Annotated in this window: 18 protein-coding genes; 17 read left to right on the top strand and 1 reads right to left on the bottom strand. The window is 74.0% G+C overall.

The window, feature by feature from the left end:
* Positions 1 to 79 precede the first annotated feature (79 nt).
* Positions 80 to 1129, top strand: a complete 1050-nt coding sequence (locus EDF34_RS03440; protein ID WP_148076565.1) for a hypothetical protein — start codon at positions 80 to 82, stop codon at positions 1127 to 1129.
* Between the two features lie 57 nt (positions 1130 to 1186).
* On the opposite strand, the gene EDF34_RS03435 is transcribed toward EDF34_RS03440, so the two are convergent.
* Positions 1187 to 2047 carry a DUF3097 domain-containing protein gene (locus tag EDF34_RS03435; protein WP_123369939.1) on the bottom strand — a complete coding sequence of 287 codons (861 nt, stop codon included), beginning with the start codon at positions 2045 to 2047 and terminating at the stop codon, positions 1187 to 1189.
* A 148-nt stretch (positions 2048 to 2195) separates the two neighbouring features.
* Between EDF34_RS03435 and hrcA the strand changes: the two genes are divergently transcribed.
* From hrcA to EDF34_RS03355, 16 genes are all read left to right on the top strand, one after another.
* On the top strand, positions 2196 to 3221 hold the full coding sequence (gene hrcA, locus EDF34_RS03430) for a heat-inducible transcriptional repressor HrcA (RefSeq protein ID WP_123369938.1): 1026 nt from the start codon (positions 2196 to 2198) through the stop codon (positions 3219 to 3221).
* 31 nt (positions 3222 to 3252) lie between these two features.
* Positions 3253 to 4374 (top strand): molecular chaperone DnaJ, encoded by a 1122-nt coding sequence (gene dnaJ / locus EDF34_RS03425; protein WP_123369937.1) that lies wholly within the window; start codon positions 3253 to 3255, stop codon positions 4372 to 4374.
* Entirely contained in the window at positions 4371 to 5129 is a 759-nt protein-coding gene (locus tag EDF34_RS03420) for a 16S rRNA (uracil(1498)-N(3))-methyltransferase (protein WP_123369936.1), read from the top strand. Before dnaJ ends, EDF34_RS03420 begins: the two co-directional genes overlap by 4 nt.
* Positions 5130 to 5242: 113 nt before the next feature.
* A complete protein-coding gene (locus EDF34_RS03415) occupies positions 5243 to 6241 on the top strand; it encodes a PhoH family protein (RefSeq protein WP_123369935.1) in 999 nt (332 codons plus the stop codon).
* Positions 6242 to 6248: 7 nt separating this feature from the next.
* Positions 6249 to 6701, top strand: coding sequence for an rRNA maturation RNase YbeY (gene ybeY, locus EDF34_RS03410; protein WP_123369934.1), 453 nt, complete (start codon positions 6249 to 6251; stop codon positions 6699 to 6701).
* Between the two features lie 10 nt (positions 6702 to 6711).
* The gene (locus EDF34_RS03405) at positions 6712 to 8070 is read left to right on the top strand and encodes a hemolysin family protein (RefSeq protein ID WP_123369933.1); all 1359 of its coding nucleotides are present in this window, start codon (positions 6712 to 6714) and stop codon (positions 8068 to 8070) included.
* Positions 8067 to 8978, top strand: a complete 912-nt coding sequence (era, locus tag EDF34_RS03400; RefSeq protein WP_123369932.1) for a GTPase Era — start codon at positions 8067 to 8069, stop codon at positions 8976 to 8978. Before EDF34_RS03405 ends, era begins: the two co-directional genes overlap by 4 nt.
* 1 nt (position 8979) lies before the next feature.
* Complete coding sequence (locus EDF34_RS03395) at positions 8980 to 10578, top strand: alpha/beta hydrolase family protein (RefSeq protein ID WP_370450021.1); 1599 nt, start codon at positions 8980 to 8982, stop codon at positions 10576 to 10578.
* A gap of 134 nt (positions 10579 to 10712) precedes the next feature.
* Entirely contained in the window at positions 10713 to 11564 is an 852-nt protein-coding gene (locus EDF34_RS03390; RefSeq protein WP_123369931.1) for a PP2C family serine/threonine-protein phosphatase, read from the top strand.
* Positions 11561 to 12928, top strand: a complete 1368-nt coding sequence (locus EDF34_RS03385; protein WP_123369930.1) for an FHA domain-containing protein — start codon at positions 11561 to 11563, stop codon at positions 12926 to 12928. Before EDF34_RS03390 ends, EDF34_RS03385 begins: the two co-directional genes overlap by 4 nt.
* On the top strand, positions 12925 to 14394 hold the full coding sequence (locus tag EDF34_RS03380; protein ID WP_123369929.1) for a serine/threonine-protein kinase: 1470 nt from the start codon (positions 12925 to 12927) through the stop codon (positions 14392 to 14394). The genes EDF34_RS03385 and EDF34_RS03380 overlap by 4 nt, the downstream gene beginning before the upstream one ends.
* Positions 14391 to 20492, top strand: coding sequence for a fibronectin type III domain-containing protein (locus tag EDF34_RS03375; protein ID WP_123370643.1), 6102 nt, complete (start codon positions 14391 to 14393; stop codon positions 20490 to 20492). The genes EDF34_RS03380 and EDF34_RS03375 overlap by 4 nt, the downstream gene beginning before the upstream one ends.
* A gap of 48 nt (positions 20493 to 20540) precedes the next feature.
* Positions 20541 to 21497, top strand: a complete 957-nt coding sequence (locus tag EDF34_RS03370) for a MoxR family ATPase (RefSeq protein WP_123369928.1) — start codon at positions 20541 to 20543, stop codon at positions 21495 to 21497.
* Between the two features lie 2 nt (positions 21498 to 21499).
* The gene (locus tag EDF34_RS03365; protein ID WP_123369927.1) at positions 21500 to 22642 is read left to right on the top strand and encodes a DUF58 domain-containing protein; all 1143 of its coding nucleotides are present in this window, start codon (positions 21500 to 21502) and stop codon (positions 22640 to 22642) included.
* Complete coding sequence (locus EDF34_RS03360; RefSeq protein WP_123369926.1) at positions 22639 to 24936, top strand: transglutaminase domain-containing protein; 2298 nt, start codon at positions 22639 to 22641, stop codon at positions 24934 to 24936. Before EDF34_RS03365 ends, EDF34_RS03360 begins: the two co-directional genes overlap by 4 nt.
* Complete coding sequence (locus EDF34_RS03355) at positions 24933 to 26183, top strand: RDD family protein (protein WP_123369925.1); 1251 nt, start codon at positions 24933 to 24935, stop codon at positions 26181 to 26183. Before EDF34_RS03360 ends, EDF34_RS03355 begins: the two co-directional genes overlap by 4 nt.
* Positions 26184 to 26200 lie beyond the last annotated feature (17 nt).

Raw genomic sequence — 26200 nt, 5'->3', positions numbered from 1 at the left:
GGGTCTCCTTGACACCACCTGCGGGGTTCGGTTCGCTCACACCAGGGCGCGAAGGCCCGCAATCGGGAGGAATGCCGACATGAGCGAGAACCCAGGCGGAACGCCGCCGCGCGACGACGAGCCGGCACCGGACGCCGTGGCCCCGGAGCCCACGGCACCCGACCCCGCAGCACAGCCCGCAGCACCCGAGCCGCCGGCGCCCCCGGTCGCTCCGCCGGCTCCGGCCTACGGTGCACCGTCCGAGCCCCCCGCGGGCTACACGCCCCCGGCCCCGAGCTACGGCCAGCCGGCGGCCGGCGGCTACCCGCCGCCTGCCCAGGGCGGCTACCCACCGCCTGCCCAGGGCGGCTACCCACCGCCTCCGCCGGCCGGTGGCTACGGGCAGGCACCCGGCGGCTACCCCGCGTCCCCGCCGCCCCCGGGCGGGTACTCCGCGGTGCCGCCGTCGCCGATCGGGGCGGCCATCAGCTACGGCTGGAACGCCTTCACGCGGGGCGGCGGCATCTTCGTCGCCGCGACCCTGGTCTGGCTCATCATCACGACCGTGGTCTTCACCATCGTGGTGCTTGCCTTCGGCGGCATCGCGAACGCGGTCGGCACGAACAACAACGGCAGGGTGGGCTTCGGGCTGTCGTTCACCTTCATCCTGATCATCGGGATCTTCTCCCTGGTCTTCTACCTCGTCGAGGCCGCCTTCGTGCGGGCCTCGCTCAAGGTGACCTACGGGCAGCGTCTCGAGTTCGGCGACTTCTTCAAGTTCGACAACGCGACGAACGTGCTGATCACGGCGCTGCTGATCGCGGGGATCAACCTCGTGCTCGGCCTCGTCACGTGGATCCCGCTGATCGGCCAGATCATCGGCCTCGCGGCGAACCTGGCGCTGCTGTTCACGCTCTGGTTCGTGGTGGACAAGAACCTATCGCCGATCGACGCGATCAAGGCGAGCGTCGAGCTCGTGCGTGCCAACCTGGCGACGACGATCCTGTTCTACCTGCTCGCCGCGGTGATCCTGTTCGTCGGCTTCCTGCTGTGCGGCCTCGGGGCGCTCGTCGCGATCCCGGTGGTCCTGGTGGCGACGTCGTACCTGTATCGCAACCTGCTCGGCGAGCCGATCGCGCCGGTCGCCTGAGCGCGTGGATGGCGGAGAGTTGCGCCCGCCCAGCGGGCGCAACCCTTCACCATCGGCTCACGGCGCGGTGACGAAGTCGATGAGCTCCTCGACGCGGCCCAGCAGGGTCGGCTCGAGGTCGGCGTAGCTGCGCACCGAGCGCAGGATCCGCTGCCAGGCGCGCGCGACGTCGGCCTGCTCCGCGGCGGGCCAGCCGAGCTCGCGCAGGATGCCGTGCTTCCACTCGGTGCCGCGCTCGATCGTCGGCCACGCCTGCAGGCCGATGCGCTCGGGCCGGACGGCCTGCCACACGTCCACGTACGGGTGGCCGAGCACGAGCACGGAGCCCGCGGGCGCGGACCGGGTGGCCTCGGCGGCGATCCGGCTCTCCTTGGAGCCGGCCACGAGGTGGTCGACGAGCACACCGACGCGGCGCCCGGGCCCGGGACCGAAGTCGCGCAGCGCGTCGGTGAGGTTGTCGACGCCGTCCAGCAGCTCGACGACGACGCCCTCGAGGCGCAGGTCGTCGCCCCACACCTTCTCGACGAGCTCGGCGTCGTGCTTGCCCTCGACCCAGATCCGGCTCGCGCGGGCCACCCGAGCGCGTGCGTCGTGCACGGCCACCGAGCCCGACGCGGTGCGGGTGGGGGCCGCCGGGGCGGCCTGCCGGACCGGAGCCGTGAGGAGCACGGGCTCGCCGTCGACCCAGAACCCGGGCCCGAGCGGGAAGGTGCGGGTGCGGCCGCGGCGGTCCTCGAGGACGACGACGTGCTGGCCGCCCGACTTCTCGACGCGCGTCACGGCACCGACCCAGCCGGTGGTGACCTCCTCGACCACCAGTCCGCGCTCGGCGGGCTGGGGGCGGGACGTCCGCGCGGGTCGGTGGTGGGTCGCGGAGCCTGTCGCCAGGACGTCGGAGCCGTAGCGGTCGTCGTTCACGCCCGACACCTTAGGTCGCCCACCGTGGGCCTGAGCCGGTAGGTGTCGGCGTGGCGGCGTACGCTTGGCACTCGCAGGCCGAGAGTGCTACCGGTCTGGCACGGACGCCCGGCGGTCAGGCCGGAGGACTCGACGAGGGAGGTGCACCGTGAGCGACGACCGCCGCCTGGACGTGCTGCGCGCCATCGTCGAGGACTACGTGGCGACGAGGGAGCCGGTCGGCTCGCGCGCGCTCGTCGAGCGCCACACGCTCGGTGTCTCGCCGGCCACGATCCGCAACGACATGGCCGCCCTCGAGGAGGCCGGCTACATCGCGCAGCCCCACACGTCGGCCGGGCGCGTGCCGACCGACAAGGGCTACCGGGTGTTCGTCGACCGGCTCTCGACGGTCAAGCCGCTGTCGGCGCCCGAGCGCCGCGCGATCGGCTCGTTCCTCGAGGACGCCGTGGACCTGGACGACGTCGTCGACCGCTCGGTGCGCCTCATCGCGCAGCTGACGCAGCAGGTCGCGGTGGTGCAGTACCCGTCGCTGCGGCGCTCGGCGCTGCGGCACATCGAGCTCGTCCCGGTCGGGACGCGGCACCTGCTCGTCGTGCTCATCACCGACACCGGCCGCGTCGAGCAGCGCACGCTCGAGACGGACGCCGACCTCGACGAGCTGCTCGTCGCGCGGCTGCGGGTCCAGCTCAACGTGTGCGTCGCCGGTCGGCGGCTGTCCGAGCTGAGCGGCGCGCTGGAGACGCTCACCGCGGCGTTCGAGCCCGCGCACGCCTCGCTCGTCGCCTCGGTCGTCTCGATCATCGAGGAGACCCTCGCGCAGGAGTCCGAGGAGCGCGTGGTGCTCGCGGGCACCGCCAACCTCGCCCGCGTGGGTGGCGCGGACTTCGTCGGGACGCTCGGGCCCGTGCTCGAGGCGCTCGAGGAGCAGGTCGTGCTCATGCGGCTGCTCTCGGAGATGGCCGAGGACGAGGCCACGGTATCGGTCCGGATCGGCCGCGAGACCCAGCACGCCGGCCTGCTCGAGACGAGCTTCGTGACCACCGGCTACGGCGACGAGCACGGGGCGATCGCTCGCGTCGGCTCGATCGGCCCCACCCGTATGGACTACCCCGGGACGATGGCCGCCGTGCGCGCCGTCGCCCGCTACCTGACCCGCATCCTGGCCGGCTCCTGAGGGGCCCGGACGTGACCACGAGAAGAGAGCTGTGACCGACTACTACGAGATCCTCGGTGTGCCGCGCGACGCGAGCCCGGAGCAGATCAAGAAGGCGTACCGCAAGCTCGCCCGCGAGCACCACCCGGACGTCGCCGGCGAGGACCCGGGCGCCGAGGAGAGGTTCAAGGACGTCTCGCGCGCCTACGACGTCCTCGGCAACCCCGACAAGCGCCGTTCCTACGACCTGGGCGGCGACGGCTCGTCCGGCGGGGGAGCGGGTGCCGGGTTCGGCTTCCAGGACATCTTCGAGACGTTCTTCGGCGCCGCCGGAGCCCAGGCGCAGCGGGGCCCCATCCCGCGCGCCCGCCGCGGCCAGGACGCCCTGGTCCGGCTCGACCTCGAGCTGTCCGACGTCACGTTCGGCGTGCACCGCGAGGTGCCCGTCGACACCGCGGTCGTCTGTCCCACCTGCTCCGGCACCTGCTGCCGCCCCGGCACGTCGCCGCGCACCTGCGAGGTCTGCCACGGCCGCGGCACGGTGCAGCGCGTGGCCCGCTCGTTCCTCGGCCAGGTGATGACCACCCAGCCCTGCGCAGCGTGCCACGGGTTCGGCACCGTGATCCCCGAGCCCTGCACGGACTGCTCCGGCGAGGGTCGCGTGCGCTCGCGCCGCACCCTGTCGGTCGACGTCCCCGCGGGCGTCGACACCGGGACGCGGATCAAGCTCACGGGCCAGGGCGAGGTCGGCCCCGCCGGCGGCCCGGCCGGCGACGTCTACCTCGAGGTGCGCGAGCGCAAGCACGAGACGTTCGTGCGGCGCGGCGACGACCTGCACGCCACGCTCGAGGTGCCGATGACGGCGGCCGCTCTCGGCACCGTCCTCTCGCTCGACACCCTCGACGGCGAGCAGGAGGTGGACCTGCGCCCCGGCACCCAGCCGGACCAGGTCGTCACCCTCAAGGGGCTCGGCGTCGGGCACCTGCACGTCGGCGGCCGCGGTGACCTGCACGTGCACGTCGAGGTCGCCGTCCCCACGGCCCTGGACGACGAGCAGGCAGAGCTGCTGCGCCGCCTGGCGACGCTGCGCGGCGAGGAGCGTCCCGACGCCCGCCTCGCGTCGAGCCACTCGGGCGTGTTCGGCAAGCTGCGCGACAAGCTCTCGGGGCGTTGAGCGCGCCGGTCTTCCTGGGCGACGAGCACCGCGTCCGGGCCGCGAACGTCGGTGACACCGTGCTGCTCGACGGCGCGGAGGGCCGGCACGCCGGGGTCGTGCAGCGCAAGGCGGTGGGGGAGCGGGTCGACGTCGTCGACGGCGCAGGGGTGCGGCTCGTCGGCCGCATCGCGTCGGTCGTCCCCGACGGCGTGCTCGTCGAGGTCGTCGAGCGCGTCGACGAGCCGGCTCCCGCCGTGCCGCTCGTCCTCGTGCAGGCGCTGGCCAAGGGCGACCGCGACGAGCTCGCGATCGAGGCGGCCACCGAGGTCGGCGCCGACGGCGTCGTGCCCTGGCAGGCCGACCGCTCGATCGTGGTCTGGCGCGGCGACCGTGCCGCCAAGAGCCGCGCCCGCTGGCTCGGCACCGTGCGGACCGCCGCCAAGCAGTCGCGACGCGCGTGGGTGCCCGAGGTGGGCGTCGCGGTCGACAGCAAGGCTCTGGCCGTCCGGGTCGCCGCGGCGGTGGCCGCGGGGGGCGGCGCCCTCGTGCTGCACGAGGAGGCGTCCGTGCCGATCGCCGAGGCCGCGCTGCCCGTCAGCGGCGAGCTCCTGGTCGTCGTCGGCCCCGAGGGCGGCATCGGTGACGACGAGCTGCGCCGGCTGACCGACGCGGGAGCCCGCGCCGTGCGTCTCGGGCCTCACGTGCTGCGGACCTCCACCGCCGGGCCGGTCGCGCTCGCGCTGCTCGCGCAACGTTCGGGCCGCTGGGGCTGAGCACGGATATCGAGCGGCCTGCTGTCGGACGCGCTCGATAGACTGGGCAGCACGGCGTCCTCCCCACGACGAAACCACCACAAGCAAGGAGCGCAGCGGCACCTGCCGAGCTCATGGCCGAGTCCACCCCCGCACCCCGCACCGTCGGCGCGCCCGCCCGCGTCGAGCACCGCATATCCGTCCCGGCGGACGTCTCGATGGTCGAGCTCCTCGGCCTGCGCGACGAGGTGCTGCGCTCGATCGAGGACGGCTTCACCGGGGTCGACATCCACGTCCGCGGCAACGAGGTCCGCCTCGCGGGCCCCGCGGGCGACGTCGCGCTCGTCGCACGGCTCGTGGACGAGCTCGTCGAGATGGCCGGCGCGGGCACCCCGCTGACGCCGGACGTCGTGCGCCGCACGGTCGCGATGCTGACCGCCGGGTCGCACGCGAAGCCCGCCGACATCCTCTCGTTCAACATCCTGTCGAGCCGCGGCAAGACCATCCGTCCCAAGACGTCGGGGCAGAAGGACTACGTCGACGCGATCGACCGGCACACCGTCACGTTCGGCATCGGCCCCGCCGGCACCGGCAAGACGTACCTCGCGATGGCCAAGGCCGTGCAGGCGCTGCAGGAGCGGCGCGTGCACCGCATCGTGCTGACGCGGCCCGCGGTCGAGGCGGGCGAGCGGCTCGGCTTCCTGCCCGGCTCGCTGTCGGACAAGATCGACCCGTACCTGCGGCCGCTGTACGACGCGCTGCACGACATGGTCGACCCCGAGACGATCCCGCGGCTCATGGAGGCCGGCACGATCGAGGTCGCGCCGCTCGCCTACATGCGCGGTCGCACCCTCAACGACTCCTTCATCATCCTCGACGAGGCGCAGAACACGTCCGTCGAGCAGATGAAGATGTTCCTCACGCGGCTCGGCTTCGGCTCGACCGTGGTCGTCACCGGCGACGTGACCCAGGTGGACCTGCCGTCGGGCCAGCCGTCGGGGCTGCGCGTCGTCGAGGACATCCTCGGCGGCATCGACGACGTCGCGTTCTGCCGGCTGGAGTCCTCCGACGTGGTCCGGCACCGCCTCGTGAGTCAGATCATCGACGCGTACGCGCGCTGGGACAGGAGCTGAAGCCCCGATGAGCATCGAGGTCAACAACGAGTCGGGCTTCGCGGTCGACGAGGCCGAGTTCGCCGCCCTGGCGCGCTACGTGCTCGACGAGATGCACCTGCACCCGCAGACCGACCTGTCGATCATGCTGGTCGGCACGGACGTGATGACGGACCTGCACGTCAAGTGGATGGACGAGCCCGGCCCCACGGACGTGCTCTCGTTCCCGATGGACGAGCTGCGCCCCGGCCGCGACGGCGACACCACGCCCGCCGGCCTGCTCGGCGACGTCGTGCTGTGCCCGGAGGTCGCCGCGGGCCAGGCTGTCGCCGCGGGCCACTCGACCGTCGAGGAGCTGCTGCTCCTGACGACGCACGGCATCCTGCACCTGCTCGGCTACGACCACGCGGAGCCGGAGGAGGAGAAGGAGATGTTCGCCCTCCAGCGCCGCCTCCTGCTGACGTTCCTCGCGAGCAGGTGACAGCCCGCGCATGACCGACGTCCCCGTCGCCCTCCTCGTCCTGGTCGCTCTGCTCGGCATCCTCGCGGCCGCCGCACTGTCCGCCGGTGAGGTCGCCGTCCTCCGGGTCTCGCGTGCCGCCGTCACCGAGCTCGTCGCCGAGCGGCACCCCTCGTCCGACCGGGTCCGCCGCCTCGTCGAGCACCCTGCCCACGTCGCCGCGGCGGCGGCCTTCGTCCGCCTCCTCGCGGAGATGGTCGCCACGGTCGGGATCACGCTCGTGGTCGCGTCCGGGTCCCTGCCGTGGTGGGCCGTCGCCCTGGTGTCCGTCGCCGCGTGCGCGCTGGTCGCGTACCTGCTGGTCCGCGTCAGCCCGCGCACGATCGGTCGGCGTCACCCGCTGTCCACGCTCGTGCTGCTCTCGGGGCCGCTCCTCGCGGTCACCGCGGTCGCCGGCACGATCGCCCGCGGCGCACCGAGCGCGCGCGGCAGCATCGACGACGACGAGGACGAGCTGCGTGACATGGTGCAGCGCGTCAGCGAGTCCGAGGCGATCGAGGACGACGAGCGCGAGATGTTCCGCTCGGTGCTCGGCCTCGGCGACACCCTCACCCGCGAGGTCATGGTCCCGCGCACGGACATGGTCACGGCCCACGCCGACTCGCCCGTGCACAAGGCGCTCGCGCTGCTGCTGCGCTCCGGGTTCTCCCGCGTGCCCGTGACCGGCGACGACGTCGACGACCTGCGCGGCGTGCTGTACCTCAAGGACGTCGTCCGCCGCCTGCCGATCGCCCCGGGCCAGCGCGACGAGTCCGACGACGTGCTCGACGCGCCCGCGTCCTCGCTCGTGCGGCCCGCGATCTTCGTGCCGGAGTCCAAGCCGGTCGACGACCTGCTGCGCGAGCTGCAGGCCGGCGCCTCGCACATCGCGATGGTCGTCGACGAGTACGGCGGCATCGCCGGCCTGGTCACCATCGAGGACGCCCTCGAGGAGATCGTCGGCGAGCTCACCGACGAGCACGACCCCAGCGCGCAGGCGGTCGAGGAGGTCGCGCCCGGCACCTACCGGGTGCCCGCGCGGCTGGGCCGCGACGAGCTCGGGGAGCTGTTCGGGCTCGAGGTCGACGACGAGGACGTGGACAGCGCCGGCGGACTGCTGGCCAAGGCACTGGGTAAGGTTCCTCTGCCCGGGTCCGCCGGCGACATCCACGGCCTGCACCTGGTCGCGGACCGTGTCGAGGGGCGCCGACGACGGCTCGCGACCGTCCTCGTCAGCGAGGTCGAGCGCCACGACGACGACGAACCCGCCGGACGTGAGACGAAGGACAAGCAGGACACGAAGGACTCGCACCACGCGCACGACGACACGAACCACGGAGCCACCCCATGACCTTCCGCTCGGGATTCGCCTGCTTCGTCGGCCGGCCCAACGCGGGCAAGTCGACGCTGACGAACGCGCTCGTCGGGCAGAAGGTCGCGATCACGTCCGACCGGCCCCAGACGACGCGTCACACCATCCGCGGCATCGTGCACCGCGAGGACGCCCAGATGGTGCTCGTCGACACGCCGGGGCTGCACCGGCCCCGCACGCTGCTCGGCGAGCGGCTCAACGCGCTCGTCAAGGACACGCTCACCGAGGTCGACGTCGTCGGGTTCTGCCTGCCGGCCGACCAGAAGGTCGGGCCCGGGGACCGCTTCATCGCCGAGCAGCTCGTCCAGCTCGCAGGGGACGGTCGCGGCACCCCGGTCGTCGCGGTCGTGACCAAGTCCGACCTGGTGCCCAAGGGGCGCCTCGCGGAGCACCTGCTCGCCGTGTCGCGGCTGGGGGAGTGGGCCGACATCGTCCCCGTCTCCGCCGTCGGCGGCTACCAGGTCGACACGCTGTCCGACGTGCTGATCGGCCACCTCCCGGAGGGCCCGCCGCTGTACGCGGACGGCGAGCTCACGGACGAGCCGGAGATCGTCATGGTCGCCGAGCTCGTGCGCGAGGCCGCGCTCGAGGGCGTGCACGACGAGCTGCCGCACTCCTTGGCGGTCGTCGTCGACGAGATCGTCCCGCGCGAGCGGCTCGGTGACGCTCCCGCCATGCTCGACGTGCGCGTCAACCTCTTCGTGGAGCGCGACAGCCAGAAGGCGATCATCATCGGCAAGGGCGGGACGCGCCTGCGCGACGTCGGCAGCCAGGCCCGCCGCGGCATCGAGGCGCTGCTCGGCACCAAGGTCTACCTCGACCTGCACGTGAAGGTGGCGAAGGACTGGCAGCGCGACCCCAAGCAGCTCGGACGGCTCGGGTTCTGAGGTGCTGCAGCAGGACCGGGAGGACGTGACCTCCGACGCGGGTCGGGGGCGCTCCGGCGCGCGCGCGTTCGTCGAGCGACGTCTCACCGGGCCGTACCGGCTGGTCGCGAGCACGGCCCTGGGCGTCATCGCGCTGGCGGTCCTCGGGGCCGTGATGGGCCCGCAGTGGGACCCGATCCCGCTCACCGACCCGTTGGTCGTCGAGAACCCCTCCACCGCGATCACCCACGCCCCGCCCCTGCAGACCTACCCCGTCGAGATCGAGCGCGTCACCGTCCAGCTCGACGGGACCACGGTGCAGGCCAAGATCAGCGTGCCGGTCGGCGCGCCCGAGCCGATGCCGGGGGTCGTGTTCGTGCACGGCGCCGGGACCGGGTCCTCGGAGACCGCGTTCAGCGAGCAGACCGCCGCGATGGCCGCGTCCGGGATCGTCACGATGGTGCCGGACAAGCGGCTCGACACCTACTCCGCCCGGCACCGTGACTACGTCGCGATGGCGGCCGACTACGAGAAGTCGGTCGACGTGCTGCGCAAGCACGCGGGCGTCGACCCGACGCGGGTCGGCGTGTACGCCGAGAGCGAGGGTGCGTGGATCGCGCCCGTGATGGCGGCGACCGACGAGGACCTCGCGTTCGTCGTGCTCGCCTCCGCGCCCGTGGTGCCGCCGCGCGAGCAGGCCGCCTTCGCGGCCGACAACTACCTGCGCAACACCAACGTCCCCCACGGGGTGTTCCGCGCGATCCCGCGCGCGGTGGGGATGGCGCTGCCGGGCGGCGGGTTCGAGTACGCCGACTTCGACGTGACCCCGTGGCAGCGGCAGATGACCCAGCCGGTCCTCATGGTCTACGGCACGGGCGACTCGTCGATGCCGATCGTGCAGGGCGCGGAGCAGGTGCTGCGCGACACGGCCATCGCCGGTGACGGCGACGTGACCGTGCGGTACTATGCGGGTGCGAACCACGGCATGAAGATCGACGACGTCATGCCGACGACCTTCCTCGACGACCTGTCCGGCTGGGTGCTCGGGCTGCCCGCGACGGCCGACGCCGCGCCGCACATCGCCGGGGACCAGCCCACCCAGGAGTTCCTCGCCGCACCCGTGCCCGAGCCGAGCTGGCTGCGCAACGGGGACGTGGTCATCGCCACCGTGCTCGTCGCGGGCGCGCTGCTGGTCCTGCCGCTCGTGCTCGTGCCCACCGCCCGGGTCATCGAGGTCGCACGCCGCCGGCGCGGCGCGTCCGAGGTCGCGGTCCACCGGTTCCCGCGCGGGGTCGCGGTGCGCATGGTGGTGTGCGCGCTCGGCGCGGTGCTGACGGTGGCCGCCCTCGTCTGGTACCTCGTGGCGATCGCGAAGCTGGCCCTCGACTACGCCCACAACGACTGGGTGGTCAAGGGCGGTTGGGTCGCCGTGCGGCTGCTCGGCATCGCGGCGGTCGCCGCCGGCGTCCTGCTGCTGCAGCGTGAGCGGGAGGCCCTCGCGGCCACGGGCCGGTCGGCGCAGGGCGTGCTCCGGGCGGCCGCTTTCTGGTGCGTGGTGGTCGGCTCGTCCGTGCTGCTCGTCGTGCTGGCCTACTGGGGCGTCTTCCAGCTGGGCATCTGATCGGGCGGGCCTGACATCCGACGCGCGCGTCCGATCTGCCGCCAGATGTGCCGATCTGGCCTCAGGTGAGGCACGATGTGCGCCGATGCAATCGTCAGGGTCCGACGCCCGGCGACCGACACGAGGGGGTGGCCATGCGCACGTCGTGGGGATCCGCGACCGATCGCGGGCTCGTGCGTGAGGTCAACGAGGACGCGCTGCTGGCGTATCCGCCCGTCTTCCTCGTCGCCGACGGGATGGGCGGGCACGACGCGGGGGACCTCGCGAGCCGGATCGCGGTCGAGGAGTTCGCGCAGCTCGCGGGCCAGCCGTCCGCGACGGCCGACGACGTGCACGCGTGCTTCTCGCGCACCGCGAGCCGGATCCGTGGCGAGTTCACGGGCGGCCGCCAGGGCGGCACGACCGTCGCCGGCGTGGCCGTGACCGTGCACGAGGGCGGCGCCTACTGGCTCGTGTTCAACGTCGGCGACTCGCGCGTCTACCGCTGGGCCGACGAGCGGCTCGAGCAGGTCAGCGTCGACCACTCGGTGGTCCAGGAGCTCATCGACATGGGCCGGATCGACGTGGCCGACGCCGCGTCGCACCCCGAGCGCCACGTGCTCACGCGCGCGCTCGGCACGAGCGGCGAGCCCGAGCCCGACTACTGGCTGCTGCCCTCCGGCCCGCACGACCGCCTCCTGATCTGCACGGACGGCCTGACGCGCGAGCTCGGCCCGGCCGAGCTCGCCGCGGTGCTCGCCTCCGTCCCGGACGCGCAGGAGGCCGCCGCGACCCTCGTCGGCAGGGCGCTCGAGCACGGCGCGCGCGACAACGTCAGCGCGGTCGTGGTCGACGTCGCCACCGCGGCCGGTCAGCTCGACGACGTCCACATCACCGTCCCGCGGATGGGCGCCGAGCTCGGCGTGCACCAGTGGGACGAGATGCTGCACGGGGCCACGGTGCCCCGGTTCCGACCCTCTTCCGCATCCGAGGAGCTGCCGCGATGAGCGTGCCCGCCTACCGTCCCGGCGACTGGACCGCCGTCGCCTGCCCCGGCTTCGTCGCGCTGCTGGACCCGAGCGTGCCCGCGGAGACCGTCCGGTCCGTGTGGGAGCGCGGCGCCGACGGTGTGCTCGGCGCCCTCGCGGTGCTCGCGCGGCAGGGGTTCGAGGGGCTGCCCGGCTTCGCGCTGGTGGCCGTGCGGGGTCAGCGCGTGCACGTCGTGCAGCGCGGGGACGTCGAGGTCGTCGTGTCGTCGGCCGTGGGGTCCCGGACGCTGACCGCCGACGGGGTCACCACCTGGACCGAGCAGGTGCTCGAGCCGGCGACCGCGGTCGAGCTGCGGGTCGCCGGGTCGTCGGCCGACGAGAGCGCGTGGCCGCTCGGCGACGGGGCCGCCGCCGCGTCCGCCGTGCAGGTCTCGCTCGTGCCGGCCGAGGCCGCCGAGGGCACCGCGGCGATCCCCGCGGTGGCTGCGGAGCTGGTTGCCGAGCCTGTTGCCGAGCCTGTTGCAACGGAGCCCGTCGCTGCGGAGTCGGTCGCTGCGGAGCCGGTCGCTGTGGCGCCTGTTGCTGCGGAGCAGGAGCCGGTCGCCGCGGAGCCCGAGCCGGAAGCGCCCGAGCCAGTCGCCGCCGTTGAGCCCGAGCCCGAGCCCGAGCCCGAGCCCGAGCTAGAGCCCGAGCCCGATGACGCCCCGGCCCTCGTCCCGCTCGAGTCCGAGCCGACGCCGGTCGTCCCGGCCCCGGCACCCGTCCCGACCCAGCAGTCGGCTCCCGCACCCGAGCCGACCCCGGCACCGGTCGCCACACCGGCGTTCGCGGCCACCGAGCCCGGCACCGGCCCGTCCACGTCGCCGACCGCGCTGCCGGCGCTCGTCTCGGTCGGTGCGTCGTCGGTCGACGACCACGACGGCCTGACCATCCTGTCGACCGACCTCGCCGCGATCCGCGAGCGGCTGCCCTCCTGGGCCGCCGACTGGACGGGCGGCGAGGCCGTCCCCGGCCCGTTCGAGGCGCCGAAGCAGGACGGCCCCGTCCCGCAGCTCGTGCTCTCGACGGGGCTCGTCGTGCCGCTCGACCGCTCGGTGCTCCTCGGCCGCGCGCCCCAGGTGGCGCGCGTGACCAACAGCGAGCTGCCGCACCTGGTCACGGTCCCGAGCCCGCAGCAGGACATCTCGCGCACGCACGCGGAGGTCCGCGTCGAGAACGGGCAGGTGCTCGTCACCGACCTCGCCTCGACGAACGGGGTGCACGTGACCAAGCAGGGCGAGGGCGCGCGCCGCCTGCACCCGGGCGAGGCGACCGTGGTCGAGGCCGGCCACGTCGTCGACCTCGGCGACGGCGTGACGTTCACGGTGGAGCGCGGGTCGTGACCGCACGCCGGGAGCCTTCGGCACCGCCGACGCTTCCCGGCTACCGGTACGTGCGGTTGCTGGGGCTGGGAGGGTTCGCGGACGTCTTCCTGTACCGCCAGGACCTGCCCGTCCGGGACGTCGCCGTCAAGGTGCTGCTCGCGGGCAGCCTGGACGACGACGTGCGCACGCGGTTCCAGACCGAGGCCAACCTCATGGCCCAGCTCTCGCACCACCCGTCGATCGTCACGATCCACCAGGCCGCGATCGCGGCCGACGGTCGGCCGTACCTCGTCATGGAGTACTGCTCGCGGCCGGGCCTGTCGCAGCGCTACCGCACCGAGCACGTCTCGGTGCACGAGGCGCTGCGCATCGGCATCCGGCTCGCCTCGGCGGTCGAGGCCGCGCACCGCGTCGGCATCCTGCACCGCGACATCAAGCCCGCGAACGTGCTGACCACCGACTTCGGGTGGCCTGCGCTGACGGACTTCGGCATCGCCGCGACGGTCGGGCAGGGCGCCGGCGCGACGGTCGGCATGTCGATCCCGTGGTCCCCGCCCGAGCTGCTCGCCGAGCACCCCACGGGCGACGAGCGCTCGGACGTCTACTCGCTCGCGGCCACGATCTACTCGCTCCTGGCCGGGCGGACGCCGTTCGAGGTGCCGGGCGGGAACAACAGCGCGCAGGACCTCGTGACGCGCATCGAGCGCACGCCGCTGCCGCAGCTGGGCCGCCAGGACGTGCCGCCCGCGCTGTTCGCGGTGCTCGAGCGCGCGATGGCCAAGCACCCGTCGCGCCGCTACGCCAGCGCGCAGGCGGTCGCCCGCGCGCTGCAGCAGGTCGAGGCCGACCTCGGGCTGCCCGTCACGCCGCTCGACCTGCCGGACATGCCGCGCGAGCCCGACGACGAGCGGCAGCCCGCCCAGAGCGACGACGCGACCCGGTTGCGGCCGGTCGTCGAGGTCGCGCCCTCCGTGCCGACCTGGTCCGCGGTCCCGCCGCCGCCCGACGCGCCCGAGCAGCCGGTCACCGAGCTGCTGGTCGACGAGGTCGAGGACGAGCCGGCCCCGGGACGCGGCCGCGCCGTCACCGCGATCGTCTCGGGCCTCGTCGTGCTCGCCGCCGTCGTCGCCATCGCGGCCGCCACGATGAACGGCGGGTCCGACCCGAACCCGACCAGCAGCCCCGAGTTCTCGCAGCCGCCGGACTCGGTGGCGGGGCGCGAGGTGCCGTCGCCGACCGGCCTGTCGGGGACGCGCCAGGCCGACGACACCGTCGTGTTCACCTGGACCAACCCGGAGCCCGCCGACGGCGACCGCTACACGTGGGGCGTGCTGACGGCGACGGGGGAGCCCGAGCTCGCGATCGTCACCGAGCCGACCGTCGTCGTGCCCTCCACGGGCGGCGGCGAGGTCTGCGTCGAGGTGTCGCTCGTCCGCGCCGACGGGCGCGCCTCCGAGACCCCGACCCAGGGGTGCGTGCCGTGAGGTGGCCCCGCCTGCGCCAGCGCGCGACGACCGCCGCGGCAGTCGTCACCGTGCCCGTGCTCGTCGCGGTCCTGGCGCTCGTCAACCAGGGCTTCCCGCTCGCGAAGGTCGACCTGAACGACGGCAGCGTGTGGGTCACGGCCACGAGCCAGCTCAAGCTCGGCCGGTACAACGTGCCCGTCGAGGAGCTGAACGCGGGGCTGGTGACCGACGGCAGCACGTTCGACGTCCTGCAGGACGGCGGGGACGTGGTCCTCACCCAGCCCGACGGGTTCGCCGTGGTCGACCCGGCGACGGTCACGCTCGGCAGCCAGGTGGCCGCGCCGGGCGCGGACAAGAGCGTCTCGATGGCGGCCGGCGTGCTGTCGGTCGTCGGCGTCGACGGCGGCCTCTACGTGCGCACGCTCGGGTCGCTCGAGGGGCTGCGGGTCGGGACCGACGCGCCCGACGTGGCTCTCGGCGAGGGCGGCAAGGCCGTGGTCGCACCCGACGGGACCGTCGTGGCCGTCGACGGGACCGGCGAGGCGACCCGCGTGGCGCCCGGCCAGGCGCCGGCAGACGCGGGCTCGGTCGGCGAGGGGTCGTTCGACGCGCTCACGGCCGTCGGTGACGAGCCCGTCGTGCTCCGCGGCTCGACGGTCCACACGCTGCACGGCTCGGTCGAGCTCGCGGGTTCCGACCTGGTGCTCCAGCAGCCGGGGCCGTCGTCGTCGCGCGTGCTGGTCTCGAGCTCGGACACGCTCTACGAGGTGCCTCTGGACGGCGGCAAGGTCGTCGAGCACCCCACGACGGGCAGCGGCAAGCCCGCCGCTCCCGTCCAGGTCGGCTCCTGCGCGCACGCCGCGTGGGCCACCGCGACCGGCTCCTACCTGCAGCTCTGCGACGGCAAGGACGCCGTCGTCAAGGACCTGCAGGACACGTCGGCGCAGGACGTGCTCGTCTTCCGGGTCAACCGCTCGATGGTCGTCCTCAACGACACGCTGCGGGGCCGGCTGTGGATGCCGCTGCAGGACACCGACCTGCGCACGCCCAACTGGGACGACATCGAGACCCCCGACGACCCCGAGGACCAGAAGGACGACTCGGACAGCACCGAGACGATCCAGGACCTGGTCACGGAGTGCTCGACGGAGTCGGCCCCGCCGGCTGCCGCGGACGACGAGTTCGGCGTGCGCCCCGGCCGGGCCACGATCCTGCCGGTGATCGACAACGACTCCTCGCCCGACTGCGGCGTGCTGGTCGTCTCCGAGGTCGACGACCTGCCCTCCTCGTTCGGCCACGTGAGCACCGTGTACGACGGCCGGGCGCTGCAGGTGGACGTCGCGCCGACGGCCACCGGGACCGCGCAGTTCCGGTACACCATCACCGACGGCCGCGGCACGAGCGCGCCGTCGACCGCCACCGTGACGCTGACGGCTCGGCCCGACGATCTCAACGACGAGCCCGAGCAGATCCGGACCGGGTCGATGAAGGTCGAGCAGGGTGGGCAGGCGACCTACCAGGCGCTGGCCGACTTCCAGGACCCCGACGGGGACGACCTGCTGCTGGTCGGCGCGAGCGTCGACGACGCGGTGGGCTCGGTCAGCACGCGCCAGGACGGGTCGCTGACCTTCACCGCGGGGGGCGACAAGCTCGGACGGGCGCGCGTGACGCTGCAGGTCTCGGACGGCACGCACACGATCAAGGGGACGCTCGACGTCGACGTGCGTCCCGCGGGCTCGGTGCCGCCCCAGATCGACCCGGTGCACGCCGTGGCCTACCGCAACCAGGTCGTCACCGTGAAGCCGCTCGACGCCGTGCGGTCCAGCTCGACCGAGCCGGTCCGGCTCGCCTCGGTCCAGGACGTCCCGGGCGCGACCCTGACGCCGGACCTGCCGGGCGGGACGTTCACGTTCTCCGCGGGACGCGTCGGGACGTACTACGTGCCGTTCACCGTGACCGCCGCACCCCAGCAGGCGACCGGCCTCGCGCGCATCGACGTCAAGGAGTGGCCGGCCGACGCCCCGCCGCCCGTGGCGGTCCGCGACCGCGCGTTCCTGCCGGCCGGTGGCGAGGTCACGATCGACCCGCTGAGCAACGACTCCGACCCCTCGGGCAGCGTCCTGGTGCTCCAGGACGTGGACGTGCCCGACGGCTCGTCGATCAGCGCCGCGGTCCTCGACCACCGTCTGGTCCAGATCCGCTCCGAGCAGACGCTGGACGCTCCCGAGGTGCTCACCTACACGGTCTCGAACGGCGCGGCCTCCGCCACCGGGCAGATCGTCGTGCAGCCCGTGCCGGCGTCCGCGACCAACCAGAGCCCGGTGGTCCAGAACGTCGAGGTCACCGTCCGGACCGGCGGCATCGTCACGATCCCGGTCCTCGACACGGCGTACGACCCCGACGGGGACCCGCTCTCGCTCGTGCCCGAGCTCGTCGAGGCCCTCGGTGCGGGCCAGGGCCTGATGTTCGTCTCGGGCGACGTGCTGCGCTACCAGGCGCCGAGCACGCCCATCACCGCCCGGGCGACGTTCGAGGTCACCGACGGCACGAGCACCCCGACGGCCGCGACCGTGACCGTGAAGGTGCACGCGTCCGACGCGGAGAGCAAGAAGCCGCCGCGTCCGAAGGACGTCACGGCGCGCGTGTTCGCCGGCCAGAAGATCCGCATCCCGATCCCGCTCGTCGGCATCGACGAGGACGGCGACGGCGTGACGCTGCTCGGCAGCGCCACCGCGCCGAAGCTGGGCAACGTCACCGACAAGGGCGCGGACTGGATCGAGTACACGGCGAACGACGAGGGCGTGGGCACCGACGAGTTCACCTACGCGGTCGAGGACTGGGTGGGCCAGCGGGCGACGGCGACCATCCGCGTCGGCATCAGCCCGCGCCCCACCAACGCCGCCACGGTCGTCGCGCGCGACGACGAGGTGACGATCCGCCCGGGCCAGACGATCGAGGTCCGGGTGCTCGCGAACGACATCGACTCCAGCGGCGGCGAGCTCAGCATCGACCCGGAGCTCGACGTGCCCGCGGGGATCGACGCGAAGGTCCTGGGTCGCCGCATCGTCGTGGTGGCCCCGGCCAAGAACCAGACGATCCAGGTCGAGTACCGGGCGACCAACGCGGCCGGCGGACGGGACACGGCCGTCCTGACCGTCAACGTGGACGACAAGGCCGAGGTGCTGCGCCCGATCGCCCGCGACGTCGTCGTGCCCCCGGCCGAGACGTTCGGCCTGGCGGAGGTGTCGGTCGACGTGCTCGCGGTGGCGCAGAACCCGAGCGGTCCGCTCGACGACCTCGCCGTCTCGGTGCCCTCGACGGTGGCGGACGTCGCGCGTGTGGACCCGTCCGGGAACGTCATCGTGACGCTCGTCGACCACGCCCAGACCGTGCCGTTCCTCCTGACCAACACCACGGCGCCCGGCGGGAAGGTCGCCTCGTACGCCTTCATCACCGTCCCCGCGCTGGGAGACTTCCCGCCGACCCTGCGCCCGAACGCCCCTGCCCTGCGCGTCGCTTCGGGCGAGCCGTTGGAGATCGCGCTGGACGAGTACGTCAAGGTCGCTCCCGGGCGCGAGCCGAGCGTCGCGGACCTGAACGGCATCACCGCCTCCAACTCGAACGGCGCGTCGCTCGTCGGCCAGGACGACGGCCATGTCGAGTTCACGTCGGCGAAGGGGTTCGCCGGGAACGCCTCGATCACGATCCCGGTGACCGACGCCACCAGCACGTCCGACACGCGCGCGCGCACGGCCTTCCTCACGCTGCCGATCACCGTGTACGCGTTGGAGGACCACCCGCCGACGTTCACGCCCTCCGTCCTCGAGGTCGCGCCCGGAGAGGCGCCGATCAAGGTCGACCTGCAGTCGTTCACCACGGGTCCGGAGGGAGCGACGGGTGCCGCGAACCGGTACTCCTACTCGCTCGCGTCCGCCGTCCCGCCGGGCTTCACCGCGACGCTCGAGGGCACGATGCTCTCGGTCTCGGCCGCGGAGTCGACCGCCAAGGGCCGCACGGGCCAGCTCGCCCTGAAGGTCGGCTACGGCCGCACCGGTGTCCTGGACACGACGATCGACCTGCGCGTGATCGCGAGCACGCGTTCCACCGCCCGCGTGGTCGACCGCTCGGTGCCCGACGGCGCCGAGGGGCAGCAGGTCACGCTCAACGTGCTCGACGACGCCTTCAACCCCTTCCCGGACTCACCCCTGAAGGTCGTCGACGCGGTCGTCGAGACGCCCGACTCCGGGACCGCCGGACGGACGGCCTCGACCGTGAGCGTGCGCCCGAACGAGGGCTTCATCGGCTCGATGGTGGTCCGCTTCCGCGTGCGGGACGTCACGGGCGACCCCGACCGTGACGCCGAGGGCCGGATCACGGTCACCGTGCGCGGCAAGCCCGCGACGCCGACCGCGCCGCGCGTCGGCGAGGTCCGCGACCGCACGGTCGTGCTGTCCTGGCGTGCGCCCGACAGCCGCGGTACGCCGATCACCGGCTACCGGTTGACGGCTCAACCCGGCAACCTGCAGAAGTCGTGCGCGAGCACGACCTGCACGTTCGACGGGCTGACGAACGACACCGAGTACACGTTCACGGTCGCCGCGCAGAACGAGGTCGGCTGGTCCGACCCGAGCCCGGCCTCGCAGCCCGCGCGCCCCGACGCCGTCCCGGACGCGCCCGGGACTCCGACGGTGGAGTTCGGCGACGGGCGGCTCGACGTCTCCTGGAACGTGCCCGACTCGCAGGGGTCTCCCGTCACGTCGTACACCGTCGAGCTCACGGGCGGGACGACCACGACGGTCACCGAGGTCTCGACGCGACACACGTTCACCGGCCTGAGCAACGGCACCAGCTACACGGTCCGCGTGCGCGCCCACAACGACGCGCCCGACCCGAGCGGCTGGAGCCCCTCGGCGAGCGAGACACCGGCCGGCGTCCCCGAGGCGCCAGAGGTCAAGGCGGACCCGACGGACACCAAGGCGGGGCGCATCCTCGAGGTGACCTGGAGCGAGCCGAAGTCCAACGGCGACCGCATCGGGTCCTACGAGGTCACGGTCGACGGCCCCGGTGGGACGACGGCGACGGTCTCTGCCGGCACGCGCTCCTACACGTTCAACGACGCGGAGACGGGCAAGCCGTACACGGTCTCGGTCCGCGCGAAGAACAAGGCCGGTTGGGGCTCGAGGGGCAGCGTGACGGCCTCGACGTTCGGCCTGCCCGGCACGCCGGGCGGCGTCGCGGCGTCGGCGCCCGTGGGCGACGGGTCGATCACCGTGTCGTGGAACCCGGCGACCGACAACGGCTCGCCGATCACGGCCTACGAGATCAAGCTGCCCGACGGATCGCCGCAGTCCGTGGGCGGGTCGCGCACGTCGGCGACGTTCACCGGCCTGACGGGTGGGACCGACTACACGTACCAGGTGCGCTCGGTGAACGCCGCGGGCTCGAGCGAGTGGAGTGCCGCCGTGACCGCCACGGCCACCACGCCGCCCGGCACCCCGTCGGGGCTGACGATGACGGTCTCCGACCGCGGGAACTTCAATCGCCCCACGGCGCTGGACATCTCGTGGAACGCGGCGTCGAGCGGTGGCGGACGCGGCCTGCAGTACACGTACGTCCTCAGCGCGGGCGGCAACCGCACGACGGGTGAGGTCACGACGGAGCAGACGTCCGTGACGGGCATCCGGATCGACAACTGGATCGGGCTCGGCGGCACCGACGTCACGCTGCGCGTGTGGGCGTCGACGACGAACACCGGGTCCGGCGACAAGGCGAGCCAGACGCAGACGTTCACGTGGGGCGAGCCGCCGGGTGCGGTCTCCGGACTGTCGCTGTCGCCGGACGACACCGTCGCACCGACGAGGCTGAGCGCGGCGTGGACCGCGGGCCCGAGCGGCGGAGCGAGCGTGTCGTTCAGGGTCTGCTGGACCGTGGACGGCGTCGACCAGAAGAAGTGCGACGACGTCGACGACACCACGGCGAGCCGCACCGTCGGCGACCTGGGCGACCCCGCTCCCGGCGCCGTCGTCAAGGTCGTGGTGACGCCCCACAGCTCGAAGGGTGACGGACCGTCGTCCGCCGCCGAGTTCACGATGCCCGCAGCCGCTGGTGGCGGCTGACCCATGAGCCACCCGACCCCGTCCGCACCGCCAAGGAGAGACACCCAGATGACACCCGAGCAGAGCGCCTGGTTCGCCGAGACGTTCGACGCCCTCGTGTCCAACGTCGGCCTGGCCCTCCTGGGCAAGGAGCAGACGATCCGGCTCACGCTCACGGCGATGGTGGCCGAGGGGCACGTGCTGCTCGAGGACGCCCCCGGCACCGGCAAGACGAGCCTCGCCAAGGCGATCTCGGCGACGGTCCAGGGCACGCACAACCGGATCCAGTTCACGCCGGACCTGCTGCCCTCGGACGTCACGGGCGTGACGATCTACGACCAGGGCACGCAGCGGTTCGAGTTCCACCCGGGCCCGATCTTCGCGTCGGTGGTGCTGGCCGACGAGATCAACCGGGCCTCGCCCAAGACGCAGGCCGCGCTGCTGGAGGTCATGGAGGAGGGCAACGTCACCGTCGACGGGATCACGCACCCCGTCGGCCGCCCGTTCATGGTGATCGCCACCCAGAACCCGATCGAGCAGGCCGGCACGTACCGGCTGCCCGAGGCGCAGCTCGACCGCTTCCTGCTCAAGACGTCCCTGGGCTACCCGGACCGCGCCTCGGCGATCGAGATCCTCGCGGGTGCGAAGGACCGCACGTCGGTCCTGACCGCGCGCATCACGACGCAGGCGGTCGGCACCATGGCCGACCTGGCGACGACGGTCCACATCGAGGAGGCGGTCGTCGACTACATCGCCCGCCTCCTGGAGGGCACGCGCGAGGACGGCCGCACGGCGCTCGGCGCGAGCGTGCGCGGCGGGCTGGCACTCGTCCGCTGCGCCAAGGTCTGGGCCGCCTCGCAGGGACGCGAGTTCGTCCTGCCCGACGACATCAAGCAGCTGGCCCAGCCCGTCCTGGCGCACCGCATCATCCTCGACTCCGAGGCGGAGTTCGCCGGCGTGACGCAGGCCGAGGTCGTGGCCCGCGTGCTCGAGGTGACGCCGCCTCCGACGGTCCGGGCGGCCTGAGCGTGCGCGTCTCACCGCTGGGATGGGGGGTCGCCCTCGTCGCGGCCGCCGCTCTCGTGGTGGGTCGCTGGCTGGGCTGGCTCGAGCTCGCGGCGCTGGGGGCGGGCCTCGTCGCCGTCCTCGTCGTGGCGCTGCTCATGACGATCGGGCGTGCCCGCTACGACGTCGAGCTCGACATGGCCGACCGCCGGGTGCGGATCGGCGAGCGCGCCGTGGGGCGGGTCGAGGTCACCAACCGCGCGCGGCGGCGGTCGCTGCCCTCGCGCATCGAGCTGCCTGTCGGCACCAACGTCGCCGAGCTGGGCGTGCCCGGCCTGGCGCCCGGTGGGACGCACGACGAGCTGTTCGCCATCCCGACCGAGAAGCGCGCGGTCGTCGTCGTCGGGCCCGTGCGCTCCGTGCGCGGCGACCCGCTGGGGCTCGTGCGCCGCAGCGTCCTGTGGACGCGGCCGGTCGACCTCTACGTCCACCCGCGCGTCGTGCCGCTGGCCGGCGCGAGCGCGGGACTGCTGCGCGACCTCGAGGGTCAGTCGACCCGCGAGATCACCGACGCCGACCTCTCGTTCCACGCGCTGCGGGACTACGTCGCGGGTGACGACCGGCGCTACATCCACTGGCGCACGACCGCCCGCCGCGGTGTGCTGATGGTCAAGCAGTTCGAGGACACCCGCCGCACGCAGACCGTCATCGCGCTGGCCACCGACCCCGCCGACTACGCGCACGAGGACGAGCTCGAGCTCGCGGTGTCGACGGTCGCGTCGATCGGCGCGCAGGTGATCCGCGAGGAGCGCGGGCTGGCCGTCCTGGCCGGTCCCGGTTCGCTGCGGGTCGACACGCCCCCGCGGCTGCTCGACGACTGCTCGGCCATCTCGACGTCGTCGACCGGCGCCGGGGCGACGATCCTGGGCCGCCGCGTCACGCGCGAGACCCCCGACGTCACGGTCGCGATCCTCGTCACGGGTTCGGTGCCGACCGAGGCCGACCTCCGGGTCGCCGCGCGGTACGTCCCGTTCGGCACGCGCACCCTCGTCGTCCGCTGCGTGCGCGACGGCGAGCTCGCGGTGCGCAGCCAGGGTGCGCTCACGCTGTCCACCCTCGGCGACCTCGACGAGCTGCCCCGCCTGCTGCGACGGGCGCTGGCATGAGGCGCGCCCCGGTCCGCACGGCGGCACGCACCGCCGTCGACACGGCGTGCCTGCTCGGCGCCCTCGCCCTCGCGCTGTGGCCGCTGCTCGCCGTCTACGGCGGCACGACCGCACTGCCGGCCGTCGTAGGCGGCCTCCTGCTCGGTGGTGGGCTCGCGGTCCTTGCCGCCGTGCGCGGGTGGTCGGCGCTGTCCGTCGTCGCCTCGCTCGTCGTCGTGTACGCGCTGGCCGGGGGAGCGCTGGCCGCGCCGACGACGACCGTCGCCGGCGTCGTCCCGACGCTCGACACGTTCGAGACCCTGGCCCGCGGCGTCGGCTCGTCGTGGCAGGAGATGCTCACGCTGCAGCCTCCGGTCGGCGACAGCGGCGGCCTGCTCGTCGCCCCGTACCTGCTCGCGCTCGTCGGTTCCGCCGCCGCACTCGGGCTCGCCCTGCGGGTGCGCAACGCGGCCGCCGCTGCGTCGGCGGCCGTCGTCCCCGTGCTGGTCGCGAGCGTCGTCGCACTGCTCGGCACACGCGCTCCGAGCATCCCGCCGCTGGCCACGGGCGTGGTGCTGCTCCTGGTCCTGCTGCCGTGGGCGTCCTGGCGTGCCGGGCTGCTGCGCGCGCGCCGCGTCGTCTCGCTCGCGGTGCTCACGGCCGTGGCCGCCGGGGCGGCGATCGCCGGCGCTCCCGCCGTGGTCGGCGAGACACCCCGGCTCGTCGTGCGCGACGAGATCGTCCCGCCGTTCGACCCGCGTGCGTACCCGAGCCCGCTCGCCGCCTTCCGTGACTTCGTCAAGCGGCAGAAGGACGCCACCCTCTTCACCGTCGCCGGACTGCCGGCCGGTGCGCGGGTGCGCCTGGCCACCCTGGACCGCTACGACGGCGTCGTCTGGAACGTCGCGGGCGACGGCACGGCCGAGAGCTCGGGGGAGTTCCGGCGCGTGGGCGACGAGATCCCCACGAACGTGCGCGGCACGGCCGCCCACGTCGACGTCGACATCGATGCCCTGTCCGGCGTGTGGCTGCCGACGGTCGGCGAGGCGACGTCGATCGACATCAGCGACGACGCGGCCGCCGACGGTCTGCGCTTCAACGAGGCGACGGGCGCGGCCGTGCTCACCGGCGCGCTGCACCCGGGCCTGCGGTACTCGATGGACGTCGTCGTGCCGCCCGTCCCGTCGGTGCGCGAGATCGGCGGTGCGCACGAGCAGGACGTGTCCCAGCCGCCGGCGACGGGGGTGCCCGACGTCGTCGGTGTCACCGCCGCCGACGTGGCGCGCGACGCAGGAACGGCGGCGCAGGTGGCGCAGACGCTCTCGCAGTGGCTCTCGGAGGAGGGCTACTTCAGCGACGGCCTCGTCGACGCCGGTCAGGCGCCGTCGCTGTCCGGGCACGGCGCGAGCCGGATGGTCGCCCTGCTCGACGGCGACCTCATGGTCGGGGACGGCGAGCAGTACGCCTCGGCGATGGCTCTCATGGCGCGCGCGATGGGCCTCCCGTCGCGCGTCGTCCTCGGGTTCGTCCCGCCTGCCGACGCCGACGGCACCCCGGTCGACGCCGACGCTCCCGTCGCCGTGACCGGCAAGGACATCCAGGCGTGGGTGGAGATCGCCTTCGCGGGCCACGGCTGGGTGCCGTTCGACGCCACGCCGCCCCGCGAGCAGACGCCGCAGGAGAACGAGAAGCCGAACCCGTCCGAGCCGCAGCCGCAGGTGGTGCAGCCGCCCCCGCCCGCGCCAGACGCGGTCAAGCCGCCCGACGACGACACCGAGCAGCCCCAGCCGGAGTCGCCGCCCGCCACCGACACGTCGGTGCCGCTGTGGCGCACCATCGCGCTGGTCGGCGGGGCCGTCGCCGTGCCGCTGCTGCTGCTCGCGCTGCCGTTCCTCGTCGTCGGGGCGATCAAGGCCCGCCGACGCCGCCGACGCCGTCGCACGCGCGACGCGGCCCAGCGCGTCGCCGGCGGGTGGGACGAGGTGCTCGACGCCGCCGTCGACCTGCGCCAGCCGGTCGTCCCGCACGCGACCCGCACCGAGTCGGCGCGGACGCTGACCGACTCGCTCGCAGGCTCGGGGGCGAAGCCCGTCGCCGCCGGGACCGTCGCCCAGCTCGCCCGCACCGCCGACCGCGCGGTGTTCTCCGCGCACCGACCGACCGCAGCCGAGGCCGCCGCCTACTGGGCGGACGTCGACACGGCCGTCCGTGAGATGCGCCGCGGCGCGACCCGCCGCCGCCGCCTGCGGGCGCGCCTCTCGCTCGTCTCGCTGCGCGGCCGGCACCGCCCGTCGCGCCGAGGAAGGACCTCATGACCGCGCTCGCCCAGGCCCCCGCCACCGTCGCCTCGCTGGGACGGCGGCTCGCGGGCTTCCTGCTCGACGGGGTCGTCGCGGGCCTCGCCGCCGTGCCGCTCCTGGTCGGCACCGCGGCCGACGGCGGCACGGTGCTCGTCGTGCTCGGCTCGTTGCTCGTCGTCGCCGTCGTCGTGCTGCAGTGGGTGTGGCACGGGCGGCTCGGGTGGACGCTCGGCCGCCTCGTGCTCGGCATGCGCACCGCGGACGTCGAGACCCTGCAGCCGATCGGCATGGCGCGCGTGCTGCTGCGCGGCCTCGTGGTCGCGGCCGGCGCGCTGGCGTTCGGCGTGGGCCAGCTCGTCGTGCTCGCGTCGCCCGCGTTCGACCGCACCGGCCGCAACCGCGGCTGGCATGACCGCGCAGCACGCGACGAGGTGGTCGACATCCGGCGCGACGCCCCCGCTGCTCCGGCCTGGCGCGACGACGCGACCGACGTCCGCGTCCCGCCCCGCGCCGCCGCCGTGCGGGCGGCGCGCTCGGTCGAGGCACCCGTCCCGCCGTGGCTCTCTCCGCTGGACGGCACCGAGGCGCCCACCGTGACGGGCAGCCAGCCGCTCCTGCTCGCGCCGCTTGCACCGCGTGAGCACGGGCCCGACGTCGACACGCGGACCATCCCGGTGGTCCGCACGACGATGCTCGGCGAGCGCCCGGTCGCCCAGCACGTCGGCGCGCCTCCGCCCGCGCCCCCGGCCGCCCCCGTCCGGGCGCCCGCTCTCGCTCTCGCCGAGCCGCTCGCCGAGCCGCCCGCCGAGGTCCAGCCGACCGTGGTCGAGCCGCTCGTGGTGACACCCGTCGGCCTCGACCCCGAGGTCGAGATGACCCGCCGGTCCGTGCCGCGCCCCGAGCCGGTGGCGGTCCCCGAGCCTGCGACCACGGCCGAGCTCGCGCTGAGCGACGGCCGCCGCGTCGTCGTCGAGGGCGTCGCTCTGGTCGGACGCAACCCGGCCGCCGCGATCGACGTCCAGATCGTGCGCGTCATCGACCCGGGCCGCTCCGTGTCCAAGACGCACCTGCAGGTCGCCGTCACGCCGACCGGCGTCTGGGTCGCGGACCGCGGGTCGACGAACGGGACGGTCGTGACCCTGCCCGACGGCGCGCAGGTGGTCTGCCCGGTCGACCAGCCGATCCGGCTGCGCCCCGGCGCGACCGTCGCGTTCGGCGACTACTCGTTCGTCGTCGTGCGAGGACCCGCAGCCCGGTCCTGACGCGGCGGGCGTACGGT

The sequence above is a fragment of the Cellulomonas sp. PhB150 genome (genome assembly GCF_003755175.1).
GTDB lineage: Bacteria > Actinomycetota > Actinomycetes > Actinomycetales > Cellulomonadaceae > Cellulomonas.
The sequence above is the reverse complement of the archived record's forward strand: the minus strand, read 5'-3'. Positions and strand labels throughout refer to the sequence as shown.